Source organism: Candidatus Litorirhabdus singularis (assembly GCF_026262625.1).
Lineage (GTDB): Bacteria > Pseudomonadota > Gammaproteobacteria > Pseudomonadales > Halieaceae > Litorirhabdus > Litorirhabdus singularis.
The window spans coordinates 1,204,723-1,230,824 of sequence record NZ_SHNN01000001.1; the positions used below are offsets into that span (position 1 = coordinate 1,204,723).

A 26,102-nucleotide genomic window follows, 5' to 3' on the forward strand; every position below is an offset into this window, starting at 1 on the left:
TGGTGGTATTCGACGGGTCATAGAAGTGAGTACTAACTATTGCTATAGCCAGTGTTTCACCTCGTTAAGTGTCAGCTTTTTTTACACACTAATTGTAGGGACATTGATTTTTCCAGTTTTGTTTTCTTAAGGGTTTGAAAATGAAGTAAAAGTTCTCAACTGGCGCAATTTATGCTTAAAAAGAAAGACCAGACAAAAATATGGAGAAAGTCCGTGTCTCAGCTCGCCCTTGAGGGCAGTAATATTGTTAGCCAAAACAAGACTGTAGTACTCGCTATATTACTAATGGTACTCAGCGCCTGTGACGGCGCTGGCACGGAAGATACAGCCGGGGTAGCCGCACAAGATCAGCCTTCGATCCGTAATGTGCCTGATCCGGCGATGGCGCCTGTGGTGGAGCCTGCGATTGCGCTGGCGACCAAACCCGACGTATTACCCACGCAATTGACACTCGACAAAAACCAGCAACGTATTTTTGTTCCCGATCTCGGCTGGCTGCCGCTCGCCGAATTTTGGGATATTTATGAGAATAATCCGGCGCGCCTCCCGCCGGATTTCGATTACAAGGCCATGCACCAGCTCAAGCTCAGCATGGCGGGGAAGGAACATGATGATGCTAAAGGATTTTCAAACAGCCAATAAGCCCATGAAATCCCTGGCCTACTGGCTGACCTTTCTGATGGCACAGCCGTGGATTCTTGCCGCTGGTGCGCAGGCGGCCTTTCTCGATGAGACCGGCTCGCGCTTGCCAGTGGCGGCTAATGATTCCTATAACTTTGCCGTCGCTGATGTTGATGGGGTCAATGGCCCGGATATTCTAGTTGCCAATCGAGGTCAAAGCCGACTCTTGATTAACGATGGCAACGGTGCCTTCACTGATGAAACTGCCAGCCGCCTGCCGGCCTCATTGCATACGACTCTGGCAGTAGTGCTGGCTGACTTCGATGGTGTTAATGGTCCCGACGCGGTGTTGGTTGGAGACGGCCAAAACCGTATTCTGATCAATGATGGTAGTGGTAACTTTACCGACGAGACCGGCTCACGACTGCCCACCGGTATGCGAGTCAGTGTGGATGTGGCAAGCGTCGATATAGACGCCGATGGTGATGAGGATCTGGTTATCGCCAATAGACGCTCGCGCAACCGTATTCTGGTGAACGATGGTAGCGGCAACTTCAGTGATGAGAGCGCCGCGCGCCTGGCGACCGATTCCGACCTCAGTTATGGCGTTGCCATTGGTGATGCTGACGGCAACGGTTCTGCAGATATCTTTTTTGCCAACTTTGCCGGGCAGAACCGTTTGCACCTGAATAATAATCTGGGTGTGTTCAGCGAAGTTACTGCCGCCAATCTGCCTCAGGTCAAGGGCACAACCGGTGGCGCGGCTTTCGTTGATGTCGACGCTGATGGTGATGCCGATATTGTTACCGCAGAAGGCGGCAATGGCGCTGCCGTATTACTGAATGACGGTGGCGTGTTCAGTGCCGCTGCTGCGCTGCCTGCCTTCAATGAGTTTGCGATAAGAGTGCAGGCGGGCGATATCGATTTTGACGGTTCCCCCGATCTTTTGATAGCGACCATGGGACAAGACCGTCTGCTGCTTAACGATGGCAGCGGGTCTTTTACTGATGCCACTGGTAGCGAAATACCCGCTGATGATCGACGCAGTTTTGGGGCCCGCCTATTGGATGCTGACGCCGATTTCGATCTGGATGCCGTGCTGGCGACGCCGGCGGGGCAAAACCGATATCTGGATAACGCCATTGCGGGGCCGCGCATCATGATTGATGTCTCCCCGGGCTATATTGAGCGAACGGATACGGCAACCATTGAGGTTATCGCGTTTGATGAAGACGGTGTCGCGACGTTGGATGTTTTCGTGATCGAGCCGTCCGCACCAGGTGTCGAAATTCCAGTGATTCTGACCGGTGACACTGGCACCTATGTGCCCGACGAAATTGGCTTACACACGGTGCGGGTGCGCGCCAGTGATGGTGTCAATGCGTCGGCGAAAGAAACCAAATTTCTGGCTCAGGCTAACGATGTCACTAATCCTGATATTAATGTGGTGGTTAACCCGACCTCGGTGACTCAGGGTCAGTCGGCGGATTTCTCCGTTACCGCCAGTGATGACCGCGGTGTCACCGAACTGGAACTGACGGTGGGAGGAGTAGCGGTGCCGTTGGATTCCAGTGGTAATGCCACCTATGCCCCAGCGGCAACTGGTAATCTTGCGGTGGTGGCTACTGCTACGGATGCGGCGGGCAACAGTCAGATGGATAACGCCACACTCGAGGTTCTGCCTGATACCGACAGCCCCTTGGTAACACTGACAGCAACGCCGGGCACTATTGATATTACCAACCCCATCGCCATCACCAGTAGCGCCACAGATACAATTGGTGTCACCAGCTTCTCAGTAGTGGTCAATGGACCGCCCGGGGTTGTACCGGATACCCCTATTACATTGGATGGCTCAGGAGAGGGCAGCTATACGCCCTTTATACCCGGTACCTACACGTTTACCGCCAGCGCCGGGGATGCTGCCGGTAACAGCGACTCTGTGCAGCAGGTGGTCGAGGCGATTGGTATTCCCGACACCGAAGACCCGGTGGTCAGCATCAGTGTTGTGCCGGGTGTTACCGTGCCCGGTGGCAATGTCACAGTCACGGTAAATGCGACCGATAATATCTTTGTACTGTCGCGCACGCTGGAGATCAACGGCGCGCCGATCACGCTGGACGGCAGCAACCAGGTAGTTTTCTCGGCGCCTGTACTGGGTGATTACACGGCAGTTGCCACGGCTGTGGATCCTACCGGCAACACCGGTGGCGACACTCTGGTATTTTCTGCGGTAGACCCCGCCACTGATACTGAAGCCCCGATTGTGGCCATCACTGCGCCCGTGGATGCCGAAGAAGTAGCGGGTGAGGTAGCTATTATAGGTACCGCCACCGACCTCACCCTGGTCAGCTACGAACTGGAAATCAGTCCGGTGGGTGAGAGTAGCTATGTCAGCTTCGCTACCGGTACCACGGTGGTGGAAGACGGGGAGCTGGGTACGCTGGATACCTCGGTGCTCGAAAACGGCCTCTATAACATCCGCCTGACCGCGTTTGATATTAATGGCCTTGGCAGTCAGGTCACAGAGGTCGTCAGTCTTAGTGGCGCCTTCAAGCCCGGGATCTTCACCTACACGTTTGAAGATCTGCGCGTGCCGGTCAGCGGCATAGAAATGGTGATCAATCGCAGCTACGACACCCGCCGTCGCGCCCGCCAGCAGGATTTTGGTAATGGCTGGGATCTGGAAGTTTTGCAAGAGGCGCGCTATGTCAATAATCGGCCACTGGGTGAGGGCTGGACCGGTCTGTCCGGCGGCGGATTCTTTAATTTTCCCTGTGCCGGTGGAGCGCGTGAAGACGAGTTTCATGTCACCGAGGTGCGTTTTTCAGATACCGAGTTTTACCAGTTTTCGATCAAGCCATCCATCGGCGCGGCAATCAGTGGTGGCTTCTGTGAGATCGTGGGTATTAGCTTTATTCAGGTGGGTGGCGTGCCTGGCGCCTCTCTGGCGTCTCTGGATGCAACTCCCTGGTACATGGGGCAGGGAGTTATTTTCAATGAGGATTTTACTGTCTACAACCCCAAGAATGTGCGTCTGACCACCATTGATGAACGCATCTTTGACGTTAACCTGAGTGATGGACTGAAGCGCATTGGCGATAACAACGGTAACTCGGTGTTTATAAACACCAACGGCATTGTGCACAGCAACGGTAAGTCGGTCAGCTTTGTGCGCGACGGGCAGGGCCGCATTACGTCTGTTGTCGATCCAATAGGAAACAGCATCACCTATACCTACGACGCCAGCGGTAATCTCGCCACCTCCACCGATCGTGAAGGTAATACCACCACCTATGAATACCTGGCGGGCAATTACCTGGATCGGATTATTGACCCCGAAGGCAATGTGCCGCTACGTAACGAATACGACGCCACCGGTTTGATGGTGGCGCAGATAGATGCCGCGGGTAATCGCACCGAGATCGACCGTGACCTGGACACTAATATTGAAACGGTGACCGACCGCGATGGTACCGTTAGTGTCCTGGACTATGATGAAAACGGCAACCTGCAGTCGGCCTCGGTGGGGGCCTCCAGTAGCTCCTATACCTACGATGACAACGGCAATAAACTCACCGAGACTGATCCCAACGGCAACGTTACCATCTGGACTTACGACGACAAGAATCGCATGACGTCGCAGGTTGACGCGCTGGGTAATCTCAACACTTACGCCTATACCGCCACCAATCTGGCTTCCATGACGGACCCCCAGGGTAATGTGCTGGCCATGACCTATGACGGCAGCGGTAACGTCACCGCGCAGCGTGATGCCGACGGTAACCTGGTACAGGGTTTTGCCTATGATGCAGACGGCAATATTACCCAGCTGACTGCGGGCGCCGGTGATACCACCATCGCCTACAATGCCGACGGTTTTCCGACTACCATTACAGACCCGGTCGGTCTTGTGCGCACATTCGCCTATGACGCCAATGGCAACCGCTTGAGTGCGGCAGTGGATCGCACCAGTGGTGGTTCCCTGACGCGGGAGACAACCAGCTTTACTTACGACAGCAGTGGCCGCGCGTTGTCTATGACCGACCCGCTGGGTAATACCACCAGTTACACTTACAACGGCAATGGCCAGCGAGCCAGCAAAACTGACGCGCTGGGCCGTGTCACCACTTTTACCTATGACGCGCGCCGTAACCTGCAGACTGTGACCCACCCGGACGGAAAAACCGAGGTCTCAGGTTACGACCTGAAGAACCGGTTGACGGCAAAGACCGACCGTGATGGCCGTACTACCTTTTATAGTTATGACAGTAATGATCGTCTCACTGGAATAACCTTTCCGGATGGCAGCACGGTGGTCAGCGACTACAATGCCGGAGGCAATCTGGTGACTAGCACCGATGGTCTGGGTGAAGCCACAAACTATACCTATGATGATCTGGACCGGTTGCTGACCAAGACTGATCCGTTGGGTAATATCACCACCTATACCTATAGCGCAGATCAAGTCAGCCCGACCACTTTGACCGACCCGCGCGGTAACGCCACGGCGTTCGAGTATGACGGTGCCATGATGTGGACCGAGTATCTGGTCAAAAAGACGCTGCCCGGTGGCGCTGTGCAGGAGCAGACCTGGGGTCCCAATTCGCGCCTGGCCAGCAAGACCGATGCCAATGGCAATGCCAGCAGCTACACCTATGACGACATGGGTAACCTGGCCAGCGTCACCGATGCGCTCGGCAATGTCACCACCTACAGCTATGACGAAGTGGGTAACCGGCTGACCCAGGTTGATGCGCTGGGGCGCACCACCCGGTTCACCTATGACGCCATGGGTCGTATGTTGAGCAAAACCTTGCCGGGCGGCCAGGTATCGACCTGGGCCTACGACGCGGTAGGTAATATGCTTACCGAGGTCGACTATAACGGGGATACCAGCACTTACGTCTACGACAGTATGGATCGCCCAGCCAGCATTACCCGCCCCGGTGGGGTGGTTGAGGACTACACCTATACCGGCACCGGCATGGTCGCCACAGTTGACGACGATAACGGCATCACCAGTTATACCTATGATGGTCTGGACCGGGTCAAGACCGCCGCTACTCCGGACGGTATTACCCTGACCTATAGCTACGATGCTCAGGGCAATCGCACCACGGTAGCGGGGGTCGGCACCACTTCGTTTGCCTATGATGCTGCCGGGCGCATGACCAGCGTGGCAGTGCCGGGTGTGCCTGACCCGCAGGTGACCAGTTACACCTATGATGCTTCTGGCAATATCACCGCCATTGATTACCCCAACGGAACCTCGGCGGCGTTGACCTACAACGGTCGCAACCAGACGCTGAGCGTGACCCACTTTGCGCCCAATGGCGTGACTGAGTTAGCCAGCTATGACTACACCCTGGATAATGTGGGTAACCGTACCCGGGTGATTGACGATATTGGCTTACGTATTGACTACAGCTACGACGCACTGAACCAGCTGGTCGGCGCGGTCGATGACCCTGAGGGTATACCTGCAGTCGCCAGCTACACCTATGATGCAGTGGGTAATATTTCCAGCATTGTGCTGCCTGGTGGTGACAGTGCCATCACCTTTGACGTTAATGATCGTATCCTCACCGCCGGTGGACGCAGTTTCAGCTACGATGCCAACGGCAACCTGCTGGCGATTGATGAGGATGCCATTGCGGCAACCACGGACGATATAACCACCTTTAGCTACGACTCGCAGAATCGCCTGATCGGTCGGGTGGAGGCGGACGGCACGGTCTCCGAGTTTGAGTATGATTACCAGGGTAACCGCATCAGCCGCACGGTAGCTGCAGCGACGACGACTTTTATTTATGACAGTGCGAGGCCAGATGGCATCAACCGCGTGCTGCAGGAGCGCGATGGCGGTGGCTCGGTGACTGCAGATTACTATCTGGGGCATAACCTGCTGGGTATGGACCTGGCTGGTGCCGAGAGCTGGGTGCATACGGATGCGCTGGGCAGTGTGCGGGCCTTGTCCAGCCCCTCCGGCGCGGTTACGGACACCTATCGCTACGATGCCTATGGCAACTTGGTGCTGGCGTCTGGCAGTAGCGCCAACGAATTTGGTTACGCGGGTGAGCGCCGCGACCCTGCCACCGGTTTGTATGATCTGCGCGCGCGCTTCCTTGATCCTGAGGTGGCACGCTTTATCTCGCGTGACCCGTATCCCGGCGATCCCAGGTTGCCGGGCACACTGCACCCTTATCAGTACGTGCTTAACAACCCGCTCAACCGCATTGATCCCAACGGCGACATCGGCATGGTGTCGATTTCGATATCTATAACGATCTCTGTAGGTTTGGCGACCATGGCGGCCTGGCATCTGGTGGGCAAGCCGGCAGTTGAGGCTTACGAAATCATGGTCGAGCTGGCAAAGACGATTCCCAACCTGCCGCTCAATAAGGATGCCACTAGAGATCAGCTGGGAATAACCTCAGATAGTGCCCAGGCAGCCTATGATGAGTGGGATATTACCAAGCTGGTGAACCTTGGTGGCGGCGCTGTTGAGAAAGCCTATGGTGTGACCTATGGAATGGCCAATACCGCTGGCAAGGTGGTGTCATTGATTCACGCAATGAACTCGGCGACGTGGATGCGGTATCTGCCCAAGTACGACGACAAGCCCGCTCATTATGCGGATTGCGGCTTTAACAAATATGTCGCCAAGACCTATGGCTTAGGCCTGGTATTGGGTCTTTCCGCTGCCAAGTTTGCCGGTCCTGCTGCAAGCATTATTAGTATCTATGGAGCTTACTTCCACTTTCTTATGTTGGTCGTGGAAACCGCCGGTGATAGTAAGGCCGAGCCCCAGCCGTTCCCACAAGAGTCCGGGGGTAAGGCATGTCCGAATCTCGCAGAATAACGATAGGTGAGCACATGAATAATCTTGCACAGTTGCTCCCGTCACGCGCGCAGGCTGTCTTGCTGGGTCGCATATTTGGTTTGCTGACGACAGTGCTGCTAGCTCTTTCTGGAGGGTCTTTGCAGTCTGCCACCAATGTCATTGGCAGCGCTGATGGTAGCTTTGAGTCCGGACTGGGTGGCACCACACCGTCTGGTAGTGTTGAACTGGTTGCTAACCTCGGCGCGCTGTCTGCGATTGAGGGTGCGCAGTCGTTGCTGATCAGCAACGCCGGCGACGCTGGCTCTACCACTGCGGATATCGACAGCAGTACGCTGCTGATAGAGAACTTCACCATTGATCCGGCGTATTCGACCCTGCGGCTCAATTACAACTTCCTGACCAACGAACCCGGACCCAGTTTTGCCAATGACGCGTTCACTGTGACGCTCGTTATGGTCACCGATGCCGACGAAGAAGTGGTATTGGCTTCCGATACTTTTGACACTTTTGTCGCAGCGCCCTGGACGGGTTATGCGTTGCAAACTGGCTATCGGACGCTGATCGCGGATGTGTCTGCTGTTAATGACGGCGTCAAGGTGCTGAGCCTGGAACTGCGCGTCGACGATGTCGGCGACGGTCGCCGCGACTCGGCGGTTTTGCTTGACGATATTCGGCTGGTGGAACCCGGTACCCCGGAAGCCCGGGTGCTGGACAATTACATCACGATCGCACCGGGCGAGGCCTTCGTCTTTGACGGCCGTCCCTCTTCAGATGATGTTGGTATTGTCGAGTATAACTGGGACTTCGCTAACGGTTTTACCGGCAGCGGCCCGCTGATCAATATGACCGGCTATACCGAGCAGGGGTTCTTTCAAGGGACACTGACGGTTGTGGACGCCGATGGTAATACCGATACCACCACTTATACGGTGGTGGTGGGTGATATCAACAGCGCGCCTGTGATCACCTCTGTACCTAACCGGGGAGGCTCGCTGGGCGTACCCTATCGCTATCAGGTGCTCGCCACCGATACCGAGGTGGCACTGGGCGATACCTTATCTTACGCGCTCGATACCGCGCCAGCAGGAATGGCCATCGATGAGGTCACTGGGCTGATCACCTGGACGCCGCCGACTGATGCAGGTTTCAGCACGGACGTGACCCTGGTGGTCACGGACAGTTTTGATGAGATGGATACCCAGTCGTTTGCCATCACCATGGGGCCCGATGTTTACGCTGCGATGATTCGCGATGATGGCTGGATTTACACCACCCGCAGCCTCGGTGACGGAACATTCGACAGCTTCCGGCCGCATGATGATATTGGCTCGAATACACGTGGCATCGTGGTTGCCGATTTCGACGGTGATGATGATTTTGATATGGTGGCGGGCGCTACCAGTAATCCCTTTTCAAACCTGTATTACTACGCGCGTGATGCCGGTGAGTTTGATGTTCCGGTGTATCTGGGTCCGATTGGCAGCACTGCCGAAAGCGTTAGCAGTTACACTATGGATATGGCTGCCGAGGATTTCAATAACGATGGCTTGATAGATTTTGTCGTCCAGGGTAATAGCGCCTATACCTTCCTGATGGAAAATACCGGCACTCTGGTCACCGTCGATGAAGCGATATTGAGTACCGATTTTGAAACCGGCACCGATGGCTGGACCTTATCGGGAAATGGAACCACGGTTAGCCGCGACAATACCACTGCTTCCAGCGGCGAATGGTCTATGCGTGCGGTGGCAAGCAGTGCCGGCAGCGATCTTTATTCCCTCATAGATCCCGCTGATTTTATCTTACCTGATGGCTCCACCATGAGCTTTGACTACCGGATTCCTGCGGGGACACCGGTGGGTTTGCTCATTCATGTCAACGGCTACAATTGGATGTCACTCGGTGGTACCGCGAACGCAAGCCCAGGGCCGTACGTGGTTTCGCCTCTGGCGGTCACCCTGATTGATGACGGCGAATGGCATTCTATCGATATTGATATTTATCGCGCTATTCGCGCCGTCACCTCGGCCGGTTACTCAGTGTCGCGGTTTGAATTCTGGAGCAATAACACCGCATCTGCTGGCCAGGAATTCTGGTTCGACAACTTCCGCATCACACGCCCGCGCATGGTCAGCGGCTTCGACGTTAGCACTGTGCCTAGCAGTGGTACGGCCGGACGAGGTATTGACAGTGGTGATGTCGACGACGACGGCAATATGGATGTCGTGCGTGCGCGTTATAGCAGCGGCTATATCCATCTGCACCGCGGAGATGGTGACGGTAACCTGGTATCGGACGGCACCGTAATTGCCGATCCAGGAGTTGACCCTTACGCCGTTGCCTTGGCTGATTTCGACAGCGACGACGTTCCCGATCTTCTCGCCGGCTATGGCAGTAACGGCGACACCTATTTCTACAAAGGCAATGGTGACGGGTCTTTCCAGGCCGGCGTCAAGGCCCTGGATACCAATAACTACGCCTCAATCGCTGCCTACGATTTTAATAACGATGGCTTAATGGATGTAATTGCCTCCAACCACACCTCGCGGCAGCTACTCTATTTCCGTGGTAACGGCGACGCCACCTTTGCTGCTGCAACCCAGGTTGCGGCGTTAGGGAACAACACGCTGGCGGTAGCGGCACCGGCGGGACGCGTGCTGGGGCAACCGTTTGCCGCCGCCGAGCAGACTAAAACCGAAGCCGATGAGGGTGAGGCCATCGATTTTGACGGCGCAGACTCCTTTGATGATGGCTCCATTATCAGCTACGAGTGGAATTTTGGTGATGGCACAACCGCCAGTGGTGTGACCGCGAGCCATGCCTTCACTACAGAGGGCCGTTTTACGGTTACGCTGACGGTGACCGATGACGAGGGCTTTACTGATCGTGTCGGCCTGCAGGTGGTCGTCAACGGTGATGCGCCCTTGGCCGTTGCCAGCGGACCCTATGTGCTGCCGGAAACAGCCGCAATACTGGGTCGTTGGCACGGTGTATTGGATGGACGCGATTCCAGTGATACCGAAGGCGATATCAAGCGCTACGAATGGGATTATGATGACAGTGACGGTATCCAGGTTGATGCGCTTGGTGCCGTGGTGCGCCCCGCCTATGAGTCCGCGGGTGTCTATACTGTCACCCTGACCGTCTATGACCAGACCGAGCAAAGCCATAGCGTCACCACCACCGTTACCGTAGCGTTTGCAGATCCACCGGCAGCTGCTCTGGCCGGTCCGGCGGTGCTGGCTGAGGCCGATGCGTCTTTGGGTCGCTGGGCCGGCTGGTTCAGTGCGGCTGCCAGCAGTGATGACAACGGTATTGCCAGTTGGAGCCTTGACTGGGCCGATGGGGCGAGCGCGACCTTCAGACCGCTGGCCGATGACTTTGATGATGGTAATTTCTCCGGCTGGACTATCAATGGCGGTACCTGGACTGCAGCTGGCGGTGAGTTGGCGCAGACCAATACCGGGGGTGCGTGGCGCTGGGCCCAGGACCTCACTCGCTCCTACTACGACTTCCAGCTGGAAGTAGACTTCCGGGCACTGACCAGCAGTCCGGATGGCTATGTCGGCATAGTATTCCACAACGCCAATACCTCGGCGTCGACCAACAGTTATCTGCTGTACTCGCGCAATAGCTGGGATTTCTGGAGTATCTACGATTGGTCAACCGGTACCACACTCAAGCAAGAAGGCCAGGGTTGGGATGCCGGTATACGCTATCACCTGCGTCTGGTTGTGGTGGGGGACAATGTCAAACTTTACGTCACCCCGGAAGATGGCGTGGAAGTACTGGCTCTCGAATATGAGGCGCCGTCGACGCATCCGTTTGGCGGCGTGGGCTTGTTGGCCAATGCGCAGGACCTGCGCTTTGACAATGTTAAAGTCACGCCACTGGATGACAAGTGGACTGACAATGGTGTGGGCCCGGCCAAGATCGGTCATATCTTCGATACCGCCCAGGATTATGACGTGCAAGTCACCGTCACGGATCACGGTGGGCAGAGCCATACCTCCCAGCTGACTACCATCGCCACTATGGGTGCAGCTCCGGAGGCCGATGTGGGCGGACCCTATGTGCTCAATGAAGCTGACGCGGACTATAGCGCCTGGAACCTGGTGGTCGATGCGACCGGGTCCAGTGATGATAACGCGATTGAACGCTATACCGTTGATTTTGGTGATGGCACCAGCTACACCGCGGGCGTCGGCGATGGCACACGCAGCAGCTATTTTGCGGTGGGCACGGATCTCTATGGCCAGGATGTGGGTGATGGCAACCTGTACCGTATTGTCGCCACGGAAGATAACACCGTGGTCGATGTGGTTAATCTGGACACGGGTGCGGTAATAGGGACCAAGACCCTCAATCGCCTGCAGAGCTGGAACAGCTTTGATCCCGGGACCGGGGTTTACTTCAAGGTAGAAGCATCACATCCGGTGGTAGCCTACCTGACGGATTCGGCTAACCACAGTGCGTTTGTGCCCTCGCTTGACGGCACGCCGGTAGGCCGCGAATTTGTGTTTCACCGCGACGGCAATCAAGGCTTTTTTGTCTACGCTTACGAAGACACCATTATCAGCTTCACCAATAGCAGCGGTACTGTAATTGACTCCTTTGCGCTGCTGGCCGGGCAGTATCGCGCTCCCGCGCTTACCGATACTATCTATCACGTTGTGTCCAGTGGCCGGGTCAGCATGCAAACGGTGGGTGCTAACGGCTATACCACGGTGCCCGCTGCGTCCGGCGATGGCGCCGGACAGTTGTTCCAGTTCGCGACCTACGGCGGTGGCGGTATTGTGGTGATGGCGCATGAGGCCGCCACCATTACGGTACGTGATATGGACACTGATACCGAGCTTTATACGGCGGCGATCGCGGCGGGTGATTTCTGGTTCCAGAACGGGGTAGGCCAGCGGCGCTTGCGACTGGAAAGCGATGCCCTGGTAGAAGTGTGGGCCGGCGATATGGAAGGCGGCACCGACATTCTCAGCCTGGGTGACGACATTTCCTTCGCCGGCGGCATGGATGGCACGGAGTTTGTACTGCACAACCTGCGTGATGGCATAGTCATTTTTGCTCCCAATGATGCCACTGAAATTACCGTTGACGGCGACGTGGTTGGCACCCTGGAGCGCGATCGTTATTTGCGCCTGGCGCCGACAGATTTTGCCTCCGGGTCCGGCGTCCATCGCATCAGCAGCGACAAGCCCATTGTCATTCAGACCCTGGGTCGCGCTAACACCTTTAACGACCTGGGAACGTATCTTGGCGGGGTTAGCCTGCGCCATTGGTACACAGCAACCGGTAGTTATGACCTGACGCTGACGGTGACCGACAACGTCGGCCAGACGTCGACCGCGAGCACCACAGTCGAGGTGATGTTGAACGATCCGCCGGAGTCTGCGTTTGAGGCGCCAGCTGTTGCCGGTGAAGAGTTCGCCGACGGTGGCGTCTGGACCGTGGAATTTGATGCAGGCACCTCAACAGATGATTTTGGCATCGCCAGCTATGACTGGGACTTCGGTGATGGCAGTACCGGTTCTGGCAAGGAAATTTCCCATAGCTATACGGTTCCCGGTACCTACACCACGCGGTTGACTGTCACTGATCATGCCGGCCAGGCGGTCAGCCTGGAGAAGGATCTGGTGGTAGAGTTTGGGGATGGCCCAACCGCGGATACCGGTGGCCCTTATGTGCTGACCGAAGCTGATGCGAGTCGCGGAGTTTGGACCGCGGTGCTGGATGCAAGAGGTTCTTCAGACGACGGTGGAATTTTTGATTACGCCTGGGACCTGGGTACGATTCTGATCGATGACCACAGTGATGGTGTGCTCGATGAGGACATCTGGGTCACTAATGTTGCTACCGAATCTGACGGTTTCCTTAAGTTTAGCGGTGTTAACAGTTGGAATCAGGGCGTCTATAGCGGGGAGTCTTTTCAGCGTGCGGCGGGGGTTGAGATCCTGGGTCAGGTCCGTGATGACAGCGCGGGCTCGCGCTATATGATGTGGGGCGTATTCAAGAGCAGCCCGGCCAGCTTTTCTTACACCCAGATGCCGCACGCGCTCTATTTCAACAATGGGGTGCTGAACATTTATGAGAATGGTAGTAGTCGCGGACAGGTTGGTACCTATTCGCGTGGTGTGCTTTATGATGTTCGCCTTGTTCTTAAACCCGGTGGTGGAGCGGAATACTATATCCGTGAAGCGGGCGCGGGCGACTGGACGGCATTGACCAGCTTTACCTCCGTCAACCCTTCCGATTCACCGCTTAGAGTCGGAGCCAGTCATAACAGAGAAGCCTGGAGTCTCGATAATATGCGGGTAGCGTTAGTTTCGCGCGACCCGGTGACGGAGCAGAGTTACACCGAAACTGGTGTTACCACTGTTGGCCTGACGGTACGCGACAATGCGTTGCAATCCGATTCAACGACTACCACGATTACGGTGGAAGATGGTGAGCCGCCCGTTAGTGATGTTGGTGGCCCCTATGTGGCAGAGGTGGGATCGTTCATTAATTTTAATGGATCCGGGTCCAGCGATGATTATGGTATCCAGACCTTTAGCTGGAAATTTGGTGATACTACCGGTGGTCCTCAGGCGGAGGGAACGCAGACCGCTGATTTGCCCTATGTTGGCAAAGGTCCTAACCCACGGCATTTTTATCAGGCCACCGGGACATATACGGTAGAGCTAGAGGTCACTGATCGTACTTTGAAAACTGATACCGCTAGTACCACCGTTGAGGTGATTGTTGGCGATGCGCCGCAGGCAGGGGTTAGTCCGGTATCAGGTGCGGCGGCTAATGGGCCTCCGGCATACTTTGATGGTCGCAGCTCCAGTGATGATTTTGCGGTAGTGGAATACCGCTGGGACTTTGATGCCGATATAGATTCTGACGGCGACGGTAATCCCACTAACGATATCAATGGAGTCGGCGCAACGCCTTTCCATACTTACGCGAATGCCTCGTCGGCATCAGCATCGACTTTGTTTGCAGATACCTACGACGAAGAAGGCGTGCAGGGATTGACCTGGAATACCAGTGGCGTCACCCAGACTGGCGGCGTGCAATTGCTGACCGGTGCGGGCAGTTGGAGTAACCGATATGCGACTAGCACGACGACCTATGCGCGGGGCAGAATCAGTGTAAGCGCGGAACTAACAGCGCTCGATTCGAACGTAACCATGTGGGGTCTGAAAAAGATCAGCAGCTCGGCCAGTTATGCCCAGATGCCGCATGCGATCTATTTCAACCGTGGCGCGATCGTTATTTATGAGAATGGGTCTAGCCGCGGCAATAAGGGTAGCTACAGCGAGGATGTCAAATACGATGTGCGTATCGACACACTCCCCTCCGGCGCGGTTTACTATTTCCGTGAACACGGTGCTAGTGAGTGGACGGAACTGTACTCATCGACGGTAGGCAGTGATGCTCAGATGCATGTGCATATTACGTCTGCTGGCGGCAATATGGAGATAGACAATACTCGTGTTGAAGATCTCGGCCCCTATGTGGTGACGCTGACGGTTGTTGACGGTGCTGGCCAGACCTCGTCTACGCAGCAGACAGTAGCCGTAGCTGACAATCTGGCGCCAGATGTTATAACTGTGCCGTGGGTGGCTTTTGACCCACTGGTGCCCCATGAGACCTATAATGGGAAGGCAATTCGCCTGAAGGGTATCGTGCGCGATGCTGACCCTGTTTCCTATCAATGGGACTTTGGTGATGGCACTCAGTCTGCGGTGACTCCAGTAAGCAATGCCTTTGACCTGTCCGTGTCGCATATATATCCAGCGGCACCGGCTGGCACTCCATTCACGGCTACGCTTAGTGTCACCGATAGCGTCGGCAATGTGGGCAGCGCAACCTACCTGGTCATTGTTAAACCGAAAAACCTGACCACAGAGATCAATGTCGCGATCGATGAGGGCCTGTGGTATCTCCACCAGACGCAGACGCGGTCCAGTGCGGAAGGCTATACGACCGGTTATTGGGTCAGTAATGCGCGCGCCAGCGCCACGGCCTCGGCGATACAGGCTTTTGAGATTAATGGTCATCTGGAGACGATCGACCACTCTGAGAACCCCTACGCCGAGACAGTGATGCGCGGTTTGCGTCAATTGTTTCGGGATCTGGGCACCGTCGCGATCGCCGTGCAAACCTACGGCGAGCCTGATAGTAACGGCAACGGCATTGGTATCCAGACCGGCGTCAACAATTCCGGTAGTAATCCTATCTATCAGGGCGGCCAGGTTATGGACGCCATCGCTGGCAGTGGCACCCCGTTGGCGCGGGCGATCACTGGAGCGGATGGCATCAAGGGTAGAACCTACTTTGAGATTCTGACGGATATGGCTGATCAGTATGCCTGGGGTCAGACTGAGCAGGGCCAGGGTGGCGCATGGCGTTATTCCTGGAATAGCAGTATCGATAACTCCGCAGCTCAGTGGGGTGCGATCGGGATGCTGGCTTCGCAGGATATCTTTGGTATTCCTGTGCCCGAGTGGGTCAAGGAACGCAATCAAGTGTGGTTAGATATTTCTTTCACTGGTACGGGCTTTGGTTACACCACGGGTGGGTCCACCGCTGCCGGAACACCGTCTGGTATGGTGCAGTTGATCTTCTCTGAAAGCGATACCAGCGATAACCGTTGGCTTGCATCTGAAGCCTGGATAGCCGGTACCTGGACCAGCCAGTATATTATTACGCCTGGCAACAGACCCTATTATCCGTTCTATGCTTTGACCAAAGCGATGCGTCTGGCACAGCCAGAGCCAGTAGTCGAGTTTGTCAGTAGTGGCCTCGATTGGTTCCGTGACGAAGAGCTGGGCCTGGCCCGGACCCTGATCGATGACCAGATGACCGATGGCAAATTCCCCGGTACTACCTGGATACGTGATCAATTGCGCTCAGCTTGGGGCGTGATTATCCTCAGTCGTACTGTGTTCGTGCAGCCACCGGTGGCGGTGGCAGGTAAGGATCGGGTCTGGGGCGTGGATCGTGAGCTCGAGTTTGATGGCTCCGGCTCTTTCCACCTGGATCCGTTCCGGTCACTGGTCAAGTACGAGTGGGATTTTGATGGCGACGGCATTTATGATTCCAGTAGTGATCAGCCGACGGCGACACACACCTACGCGAAGGATGATTATAACGAAGACGATCTGCCGATATCTGTGATCGTCAGTCTGCGAGTCACGGATAACAATATTCCGTCGCTGACCGATATTGATACCGCTGAGATTATTGTGGCTATTCCTCCGCACCCGCCCGTGGCTGATGCCGGTGGACCTTACACCTGTACAGCCGGCGTGCCGTGTGAGCTGGACGGTAGTGGGTCGTTTGACATAGACCCCACTGATAGCATTACTGCCTGGGAATGGGATCTCGATGGTTTCCCGTTTGAGTATCAGGGAGCTAACGGTGAAAAACCCACACCAGTATTTGCTGAAGGTGTCTACGACATTGGCTTACGGGTCTGGGACAACGGCGTACTCAACGACATTGATGAAGATGAAGAGGTCGATGAGAACGAAAAGCTGAGTGATATTGACTTTGCGGTTGTCACGGCAGTGCCCAATATAGCGCCGAAAGCAGAATTGGCGGGACCTTATCAGGTTAACGAAGGCAGCTCATTGATTCTGGATGCGAGTGGATCCAGCGATGCCAATGGCGATTTGCTGATTTACTCCTGGGATCTGGATAACGATGGCCAGTTTGATGATGCCACCGGGCCTATGCCGAGTTTTGACGGTCTTGATGACGGTGTCTACACGGTTACAGTGCGGGTAACAGATAGGGACCTGGACGACACCGCGTCCGCCGAGGTCTCTGTACTGAACGTTGCACCTGCGGTAGAGGCAGGCCCGAATCAGACTATGGTTGAAGGCCAGCAGTTTGCGTTCAACGGCAGCTTTACCGATCCCGGTACCGCTGACACACATACCGTAGAGTGGGATTTTGGTGATGGCAGCACATCGACCGATGGATTGACGCCTACTCATACCTACCCGGACGATGGCAGTTATACGGTTGTATTGACCGTAACTGATGATGATGGTGGTGTAGGTTCTGACACCCTGACGGTTACCGTCGCAGACGCAGCGCCCAGCGCCAATCTTGTCGGTGACAACAGCCTTACCGAGGGCGATAGCGGTAGCTACGATGCCACCGGTTCGACGTCGTCTCCGGATGATATTGTTCTCTACGAATGGGACTGGAATTACGATGGCAGCTTCAATCCGTCAGGTGATTCCGGTAGTACCGCGACCCATGTGTATCCGCAGGACGGAAACTACACTGTGGCAGTGCGGGTAACCGATGATGATGGCAGCACAGATATAGCCACGCTGGCAGTGGTGGTAGCTGATACTGAGCCCACCGCCAAAGTGACGGGTACTGACACTATGGTGGAAGGAGACACTGGTAATTATGACGCCAGTGAATCCAGCGTGCCGGTGGGTAGCATCGTTTCTTACCAGTGGGATTGGGATTACAGCGGTACATTTGCGCCCTCCGGTGATGCCGGCGCGTTGCAGAGTCATAAGTATCCCGAAGATGGCAGCTATTTGGTTGCTGTGCGGGTAACCGATGATGATGGCAGTACTGCAATTGCAACTCAGGCGGTAACCGTTTCCAATGCGACGCCTGTGGTCGCAGCGGGTAGCGACCAGAGTGGCTTGCCCGGTACCTTGATCAGCCTGGCGCCAGCAACCTTTGCGGATGCTGGTGTCCTGGATACACATACCGCGCAGATTAACTGGGGCGATGGTGATTCAGAGGCGGGTGGTTTGACGCAAGGAGAGGGTAGCGGCAGCGTGGCTGGTAGTCATAGCTATGCGGGTAGCGGCACCTATACCGTCACCGTTGCGGTAACTGATGACGAAGGCGCTACCGGAACCGATAGCTTCCAGGTGTCTATTAGCGCTTCGCCGAACCTGGTTCCGCAGGTGACTGTAGGCGACGACGCCACTATCGACGAGGGCGGTACATTCAGCGGTTCTGGCAGCTTCACTGATACTGATGACAGCGCCTGGACTGCCACCGTTGACTATGGCGATGGTAGCGCTGTGCAACCACTGCCTGTGACGGGTATGGCCTTTGTGCTGGAGCATGATTACGCTGAAGATGGCGAGTACATAGTCACAGTGATCGTCAATGACGGTAGCGGTGATGGTACTGACCAGCTTCAGGTTACCGTTAATAATCTGGCGCCAGTGGTTGAGGCGGGTGCTGATCAGGGCGGCGTAACGCTTGGCGCCAACGTTGATCTCGATCCGGCGACCTTCACTGATGCTGGTATAGAGGATACGCATACGGCGGTTGTTAACTGGGGTGACGGTTCTGGCGGTCAGGTTGCCACCGTTGACCAGTCAGCGGGCGGTGGCAGCGTCCAGAGCAGCCATAGCTATTCATCTAGCGGCAGCTTCACAGTGACTGTTACGGTTACCGACGATGAGGGCGCCAGCGGTGACGACACCTTTGAAGTGATAGTGGTCGACATTCCCAATGGCCCACCGGTGGTCAATCCTGGTGGTGATGTCACTATTAACGAGGGTGAAGGATTCACCGGTGTCGGCAGCTTCAGCGACGACGAAGCTGACAACTGGACGGCCACTGTTGACTACGGTGCTGGCGATGGTACAGAGACCTTGCCCCTAAATGGCAAGACTTTTGCGCTGGCCAATGACTATCCGCAGGATGGTGAGTATACGGTCACTGTTGCTGTCAACGACGGGGTCAACCCGGCGTCCAGCGCTACGTTGAAGGTGACTGTGCGCAATCTGGCACCGGTGGTCGAGGCAGGCGCTGATCAGATTGGCATTGAGATTGGTGCTGGAGTGAGTCTGGATCCGGCAACCTTTACCGATGCGGGTGTTGACGATGTGCATACGGCTACGGTGGACTGGGGTGATGGTAACGGCCCGCAGGCGGTGTCTGTTAATCAGGGCGAGGGTAACGGTAGTGTCGCTGCTAGTGCCAGCTATACCAGTGATGGGGTTTACACGGTTACCGTCACGGTGACTGATGACGAAGGCGCCAGCGGCAGTGATACCTTCAGTGTCACAGTCGATGAGGCTGGTGTGTTGGCTTGTGATCTGGATACGGATGGTGATGTTGATCGGAGTGACATCGGTATCATCTCTGCGGCACGCAATATGCCGGCAGATCCACCGGGCGCTGATCCGCGCGATATTGACGGTAATGGCGTGATCAACCTTAACGATGCCCGGCAGTGTGTGGTGCAGTGCACCTACGCACGGTGTGCTGCGCAGTAGTCCTAGTGAGGCGGGCTTCGGCGTAAAATGCCGGGCCTGCCCGACTCCAGCCAGACGCTGGTGAGATAGGCCAGCACAGCTGCCAGCAGCGCGAACCAGCGGGGTTTATGCTGTTGCTCGTTGATGGCAAGCTCAGCCAGTGCTGACGTCGTCCACAGCGTTAATAGCCCGGCTTCCCGTGCCGCACTGAGTTCACCGACCGGTTGGTGGTAATAAGCCTGCTCGATTTCCAAATCACCTTGATTGACCTGTAATAGGTGGTTGCCAGGCTGTATGTTTTTGACAGTCTGCATATACAGTCCTGGCGCGCTAGCGGGCATTGCCAGATCGAGGCGCTGTGCATTGGGGCCGTAGACTGTGAGAGTCGTCATTGCTGCCCCGTTTACAGGCGCCATTTCTACTACGATTCTTAGCTCACGGCCCACCTGTTGTGCCTCTAGTGTAAGTGCTGAGCTGTCATTGAAGGCTCCATCAAGCTGCATCAGTTGCTTCATTACACGGGATAGCTGTGGCCATGATTGCCATGCCGGCACCCATTCGTAGAGGCCTGCTGGCAGCGCCAACACCCGACCTGCACCTACGCGAATGTCCGCCAGCAGTGGCTCACCGCTGGCCGCTACCAGATATTGCCGTGCCTGTTGCTTGGCACGCGTGGTTTGCAACTGGCTAACCTCAGGCCATTGATAGGCTGACGTTGTGTTATCCAGAGATCGGCGTTGAATAACTTGAGTGGCGCCGCGTGCAGGGTTGCGCTGTTGGGCTACTGTGTTGGCCATTAGCTGCGGTAAGTCGCTAACCTTACTGACCCTGAGCACCTGGCTGTCCTCGGACCAGGCCAACTGTTCAAGTGTCTCCAGATCTGGCGCGACGCCAACGGCCAGTGCCACTAGCGTCACGCCGGCCTCGCGCAGTTGTAGCCGCCAAGCTGCGATATCAATGTCGGCCGTAAAACCATCGGTGACAAGTACCAGCAGTCGCTGTTCCAGTTCACTTTGACGTAGTTGCGCTATTGCCTGTTCCAGTCCAGCGCTCAACTGCGTGCTGCCACTGGCGTCCAGCGTCAGCAGTTGCAGGAGTTGCTGGCGGCTATAACGTCCGGGTGCCGCTACCAGTCTGGCGCGGTCAGCAAACTCCACCAGGCCAACCTGGTCCTCGGCAGCTAACGCTGCTACGGATGCCTCGACTGCCCGATTGGCCATGCTCAGTGCCATGTTGTGACCGTCACTGCCGCCCATACTGCCGCTGTGGTCAATAAGAAAAACCACGGCGGCGGCTGGCTTCTGGAGCGCCGCCTCTGAGATAACCGGTAGCAGCTGCTCTTCTAATACTGAGCCGCGATAGCCGCCGGCGCTGAAACTATGATCGCCGCCCAGTACCCACATAGAGGTACCGCGTTGGCGAACCTGTTGCTCCAGTAGCGCCCACGCCTGGGGCGGTAAATCTTCAATCGCAATATTATCGAGCACGATGGTAGTGGCCTCTGCCAGCCATTCCAGGTGACTCATTAGCAATGCCGAGGTTACCGTGAGCTGCTTTCGAGCCTCGGCAGGCAACCCCGGCAGTTGCTGATGCCGGTCGCTGATTAGCAGTAGAGTGCCAGCGCCCTCAACAGTGATGCCATGGTGGTATTGGGTCAACGGAGGTCGTTTCTGCTCAGGGTTATGCACACTGACGACGAGTTGATGATTGCCGGCGCTGCCTTGCAGCCATAATGTCAGGGTCTGTTGCTGCCCCGCGTCCAAGCTGACATTTTGGTCGACGCTGTTAGTCGCTATCCTGGCCCGCACCAAGTAGTGCCCCGTCAGGTTTGCCGTGAGGTGCACGGTCACAGGTATCTGGGTCAGTTCATTGGCGCGCGATGGGGCATTCACGGCGACTATACTGGCGGGCTCTTCAGTTGTTGAGGTTGGCACCGGTAACCAGAAATTGCTGACCCTGGTCGTCGGTGATTTCTGCAAGTATTCGGTAATCCGGTATTCGGCTGTATCATCTGCAACCAATAGCAGCAGCGGGTTGGCGCTGGCGGTCGGTATTGACTGCCGGGCTGCGCTGATTGCCGTATCGGCGTTTGTGGTGCTAGCGGTGACTGGATGCCAGTTTGCTTCGAGGTTAAGGCTTGCCAGCGTGTTGTTTAGCCGTGCGACAAGCGCGTCGTGTTCTGCTGATTCTGTGCTGGTGAGGTCAACCAGAGCGATGTCGAGTGTGCCTTGCCGCGTCAGTAGTGGGGGGTTCCACAAGGCCAGCACCAGTAGTGCTAAAACCAGGCCACGCGACGCGGTCACTGTCTTCATGGTTTGCGGGACAGCCATAGTTCGCTGCCCACCATTAACAGGCATAGCACTAACAGGTAAGGCGTCAGTGGCCGCTCTGGTTCCGTGTCGGAATGCTCCAGTACCGGTACGGGTGCCGCCGTTATGCTGCCGTGGCGGAGGTCAGCCTCGGTCAGTTGATCTAGCAACTCCGTGATTAGCAGTGGATACGTGGGCTGTGCGGCCAGTACGCTAGACTCCAGATCCAGTGCGCTGACCAGATTCGCTGCGCGTCGGGCCAGCAGTGTGTCAGCACCGGCCATCAGCAGTGGTTCGTCTGCGCCGGTAAAGACGGTGCCCACCGCGCGCTGCAGCCACGTACCATCAAGGTAAATAAAGGGCTGCGGCTGGTAGCTCCACCACGGTTGGGCTGCAACCGGTTGCAGCTCAGTTCTGCCGGGCAGTAACAGGGTGGGTAATGAGGTCGACGGCTGCGCACCGGCGCACGCAATGGCCATAACTGCGCCGCTATGGTCTCTACTGCTATGGTCTCTACTGTTGTGGTCTCTACTATTGTCGTTGCCCGCGGCAATGCGTAGTCCGGGATGGGTCTGCAGTGCGCGACGTAAGGACTGGCCGCAGGCTGGCGCCACCAACACTGGTACTGGCAATAGCTGTTCTGTAGTGAGTTGTATACGGGTGGTTGCTCCTTTGACTGCGCTTAGTTGTAGCGAGTCTAGCGGTGCTTGCTCCAGCTGCAGTTGTTGAGACCAGTTAGCTGCAGCGGCAACCGTGATTGATTCACGGTATTGCGGAGTGCCATCGACGCGCAACTCAAGTTCGATAGTACTGGCTTTGTCGCCGTGGTTGATGAGGCTGAACATCGCGCTATAGTTGCCGCTGACGTAGTCGCGTTTCAGGGTAAGTGAGCTGATTTCCAGTGTGCCATTCACAGCCGCGGCGCCGGCGCTTCCGGGCCAGCTGGGGTTGGTTAGGCATAGCGATAGCAGGCTGAGTAAGAGCGCGCGCATTAGCCAGCGTCGGTCCGGCAGTGGGCGCCGCTGGCCGACCTCGGCATCTGCTGTGGTTGGCCATAGCTCTAGCGCAGAAACAGTGATTGTCCTGTTGGCACTGGCATGTCGGTGCAACCACCACAACACTGCCAACAACGCAGGAATCAGCCACAGCCAGAGCGGTGCCTGCAGGTTCATTGGCCAATGCCCCGGGTAGTTTGCAGGTGCGTTCGCAGCACCTGCATCCAGTTATGCCCGGTCGAGGCCTGGCTCAGGTGGATGCGGCGCCGAGCACAGTGCGCACGGAGCTGGGCTTGCTGTCGGTCAAAGATTGCGGACGCCTGAATTGCTGCCTGCGCGGTGTCTGGCAATTCCCGCGTGGCGCCGGTTTCACTGTCCCGCAGGCGGCAGGCCGCAGTGTCGGGCAGAGTCAATTCGTCAACAGAAGTTATTTGTAGGGCATGTAGTTCACGGTGCTTGCTGCGCAGCAGATCAAGGCCGCGGAACTGGCTGTCCGGACCCAGAAAATCACTGATGACAAATAGACCGCTACCGGATGCACCGGCCGCCGAGGCGCAGATGCCCGGGTTGGAGCCGCTGCCCCCACTGGAGTCATTGGCGACTAGCAGTTGCCGGCATAGCGCCTGATACTGATAGCGTCCGCGTCCGGGCGCGACTGTGGCGTCCAGACCGCTACTGAATTGCAGCAGACCGACGCGATTGCCATGCTCCAGCAGCAGATAAGCGGTAGCGGCTGCTAGCTGTGCCGCCAGACTAAACTTGCCCAGACCGGGCATTAACATGGAGGCGCTGGCGTCGACACAGACAAACCAGTCAGACTGATAGTGCTGCTGCAACTGCCGCATCTGCGGGCGACCGGTGGCCAAGGACTTCTGCCAGTCGAGACGTCTGGCATCATCTCCGGGCTGGTACTCGCGGTATTCATAAAACTCAGTGCCAGGGCCGGTGCGTCGGCGCCCCTGTTCGCTGGCGCCGGGTACGGTCGCTCGCGCGTTAAGCGTCGGCCCGTAAAGACGGGCGAATCTGGCTAGCTGCCCGCTCTCTGGCAGCATCAGCGTGGCGTTTGCGTGCCTTGCCATACTGCCACGATATCCTCTAGCACCTGATCACTGGTGAGCCCTTCTAACTCAGCTTCATGGCTGAGTAACAGTCGATGCCGCAGGGCCGGTAGACTGACCGCAGCCAGATCCTCCAGTGCGACGTGGCTGCGACCGCTTAGCAGGGCTTGCGCCTGGGCACTTTTTACCAGCGCCTGCAGACCGCGTGGACTAACGCCATGGCGGATACGGTGACGGTTATCGGCAGCGGGTTGAGTCAATTGAATGAGCGCAACGGCTGCCTCGCGCACGGACTTGGCTACCAGCACCTGCTGCGCGGCTTCAGTCAGCTCCTGCAATTGTTGTGGGTTGACCACCGGTTCCGGTAGTTGATCGGGGTTGGGTTGCAGCGACAATTCCAGCAGTTCCATCAGCGCCGCGGAATCAGGCATGGTCACCGAAAGTTTGAACAGGAAGCGGTCGAGTTGGGCCTCCGGCAATGGAAACGTGCCTTCCAACTCGATTGGATTTTGCGTCGCCAATACCCGAAATGGCTGCGGTAAGGGATAAGTCTGGCCGAGGTGAGTGACCTGTCCTTCCTGCATGGCTTCCAGCAATGCCGACTGGGTGCGTGGGGTGGCGCGGTTGATTTCGTCGACCAACACCAGGTTGGCAAAAACCGGTCCCTGCCTAAAGCCCAGCTGCTGCAGTTCCCCGCCAATTAGCGTCTCACTGCCGGTGATGTCGGCGGGAATCAGGTCGGGGGTGCACTGTATACGTTTCATGTCGAGGCCGATAGCGGCGGCCAAAACCTGTGTAAGCCGGGTTTTACCGAGCCCAGGCAATCCCTCCAGCAGCACGTGGCCGCCACTCACCAGGGCCACCAACAGCTGACTGATGAGCGTTTGCTGGCCGACGATGTGCGCATTGAGGGCAGTTTGAATGTGCTGCAGATTCTGTTGTGCCTGCTCTAAACTGGCCGCAGCTGGTGGTGTACTACTCATCGGAAACATCCTGTCGGGCAAAGAAGCGGCGCATAATGGCGCCACTGGAGCCGGTTACAAAGGGTTCATAGTAGGGCGCATCACTCGCCGGCGCGTAGCTGCTGAGAGAGATTGCGGTAGCAACCCCCGTGGCTGCATTTTCCGCTCCGGCGCTGCTTTCCATGCCAGTGCCGCGGCGCGAAATTTCCGCTCCGTTTGACGACAGCTCATTGGGTTCCGTCGATTGCGGCGTTGCGGCTGATGATATTTCCGACACGGCTGAGGTTACTGGGGTTAGCCTCGGCAGTGCTTGCTGGTCGGGGCTGGGCTGCGGTGAGGCGGGGCCCTCGGTGTGAGTATTGACCTCAAGCATCGACGCGGTCAGGTTTTCATTTGCGTTGCCTGGCATGTGCTGAATAGATGCCTGCGGAAAAGGGACTTGCGACATGGGGGCACCGCCGGCGCGCGGGCTTGCAGCGGCTATCGATGACTGGTTTGAGGCGAAACGATTTGGCCAGGCTGAGTCCTGCGAGACCCGGTCTAGCGAGCCCCGGTCTAGCGAGCCCCGGTCTAGTGAGGTCGGTGATTGCAGCGACAGCAGGAACACCGCCACCAGTAGTGTCGCCAGTGCCGACCCCCACCTGCCGCCGGGCGTAAATTGGGTCTGCTGCCGCAGTGTGCGGGTCCATGCCGGTGCCCGCAGTGAAGCCTGTTGCAATACTTGTTGCTCAGCGGCTGTTAGTACCTGCGGTTGGCGCGCCAGAATATCGGCCGCAGTAGTTATGAGCCCGTAGCTGCCTAGCCAATAGTCGGCAGCGGTGGCGGCCTGTGTGTTATTGGTCGATGTCTGGAACAGTGTGATGATCATGGTCGCCAGCACCAAGCTACCGACAGTCACAGCGATAGTCGTCCAACTTGGTTCGCCGGGCAACAGTAACAGGGCAATCAGCGCAGCTGCCGCTAGCCACAAGCCTGGAGCCAGGCCACGCAATAGTGCAGAAAGCTGCAGCCGGCAGCGCGCGGTCATCAGCAGCCTGTTCAATAGGGGTGCCT

8 protein-coding genes are annotated in these 26,102 nt (G+C 56.7%); 3 read left to right on the forward strand and 5 right to left on the reverse strand.

The window, feature by feature from the left end:
- The first annotated feature begins 171 nt into the window (after positions 1-171).
- From EYC98_RS05425 to EYC98_RS05435, 3 genes are read left to right on the forward strand one after another with little or no spacing between them, the layout of a single operon-like run.
- The gene (locus EYC98_RS05425) at positions 172-642 is read left to right on the forward strand and encodes a hypothetical protein (protein ID WP_279244291.1); all 471 of its coding nucleotides are present in this window, start codon (positions 172-174) and stop codon (positions 640-642) included.
- Positions 608-7,486 carry an FG-GAP-like repeat-containing protein gene (locus tag EYC98_RS05430; protein ID WP_279244292.1) on the forward strand — a complete coding sequence of 2,293 codons (6,879 nt, stop codon included), beginning with the start codon at positions 608-610 and terminating at the stop codon, positions 7,484-7,486. Before EYC98_RS05425 ends, EYC98_RS05430 begins: the two co-directional genes overlap by 35 nt.
- Positions 7,487-7,500: 14 nt before the next feature.
- Positions 7,501-19,746: a PKD domain-containing protein gene (locus EYC98_RS05435; protein WP_279244293.1), complete on the forward strand. Its 12,246-nt coding sequence runs from the start codon at positions 7,501-7,503 to the stop codon at positions 19,744-19,746.
- 2 nt (positions 19,747-19,748) lie between these two features.
- On the opposite strand, the gene EYC98_RS05440 is transcribed toward EYC98_RS05435, so the two are convergent.
- From EYC98_RS05440 to EYC98_RS05460, 5 genes are read right to left on the reverse strand one after another with little or no spacing between them, the layout of a single operon-like run.
- On the reverse strand, positions 19,749-22,055 hold the full coding sequence (locus EYC98_RS05440; protein ID WP_279244294.1) for a vWA domain-containing protein: 2,307 nt from the start codon (positions 22,053-22,055) through the stop codon (positions 19,749-19,751).
- A complete protein-coding gene (locus EYC98_RS05445; RefSeq protein WP_279244295.1) occupies positions 22,034-23,206 on the reverse strand; it encodes a hypothetical protein in 1,173 nt (390 codons plus the stop codon). Before EYC98_RS05445 ends, EYC98_RS05440 begins: the two co-directional genes overlap by 22 nt.
- Complete coding sequence (locus EYC98_RS05450) at positions 23,203-24,108, reverse strand: DUF58 domain-containing protein (RefSeq protein WP_279244296.1); 906 nt, start codon at positions 24,106-24,108, stop codon at positions 23,203-23,205. The genes EYC98_RS05445 and EYC98_RS05450 overlap by 4 nt, the downstream gene beginning before the upstream one ends.
- Positions 24,081-25,070 (reverse strand): AAA family ATPase, encoded by a 990-nt coding sequence (locus EYC98_RS05455; protein ID WP_279244297.1) that lies wholly within the window; start codon positions 25,068-25,070, stop codon positions 24,081-24,083. Before EYC98_RS05455 ends, EYC98_RS05450 begins: the two co-directional genes overlap by 28 nt.
- The gene (locus EYC98_RS05460; protein ID WP_279244298.1) at positions 25,063-26,091 is read right to left on the reverse strand and encodes a hypothetical protein; all 1,029 of its coding nucleotides are present in this window, start codon (positions 26,089-26,091) and stop codon (positions 25,063-25,065) included. The genes EYC98_RS05455 and EYC98_RS05460 overlap by 8 nt, the downstream gene beginning before the upstream one ends.
- Positions 26,092-26,102 lie beyond the last annotated feature (11 nt).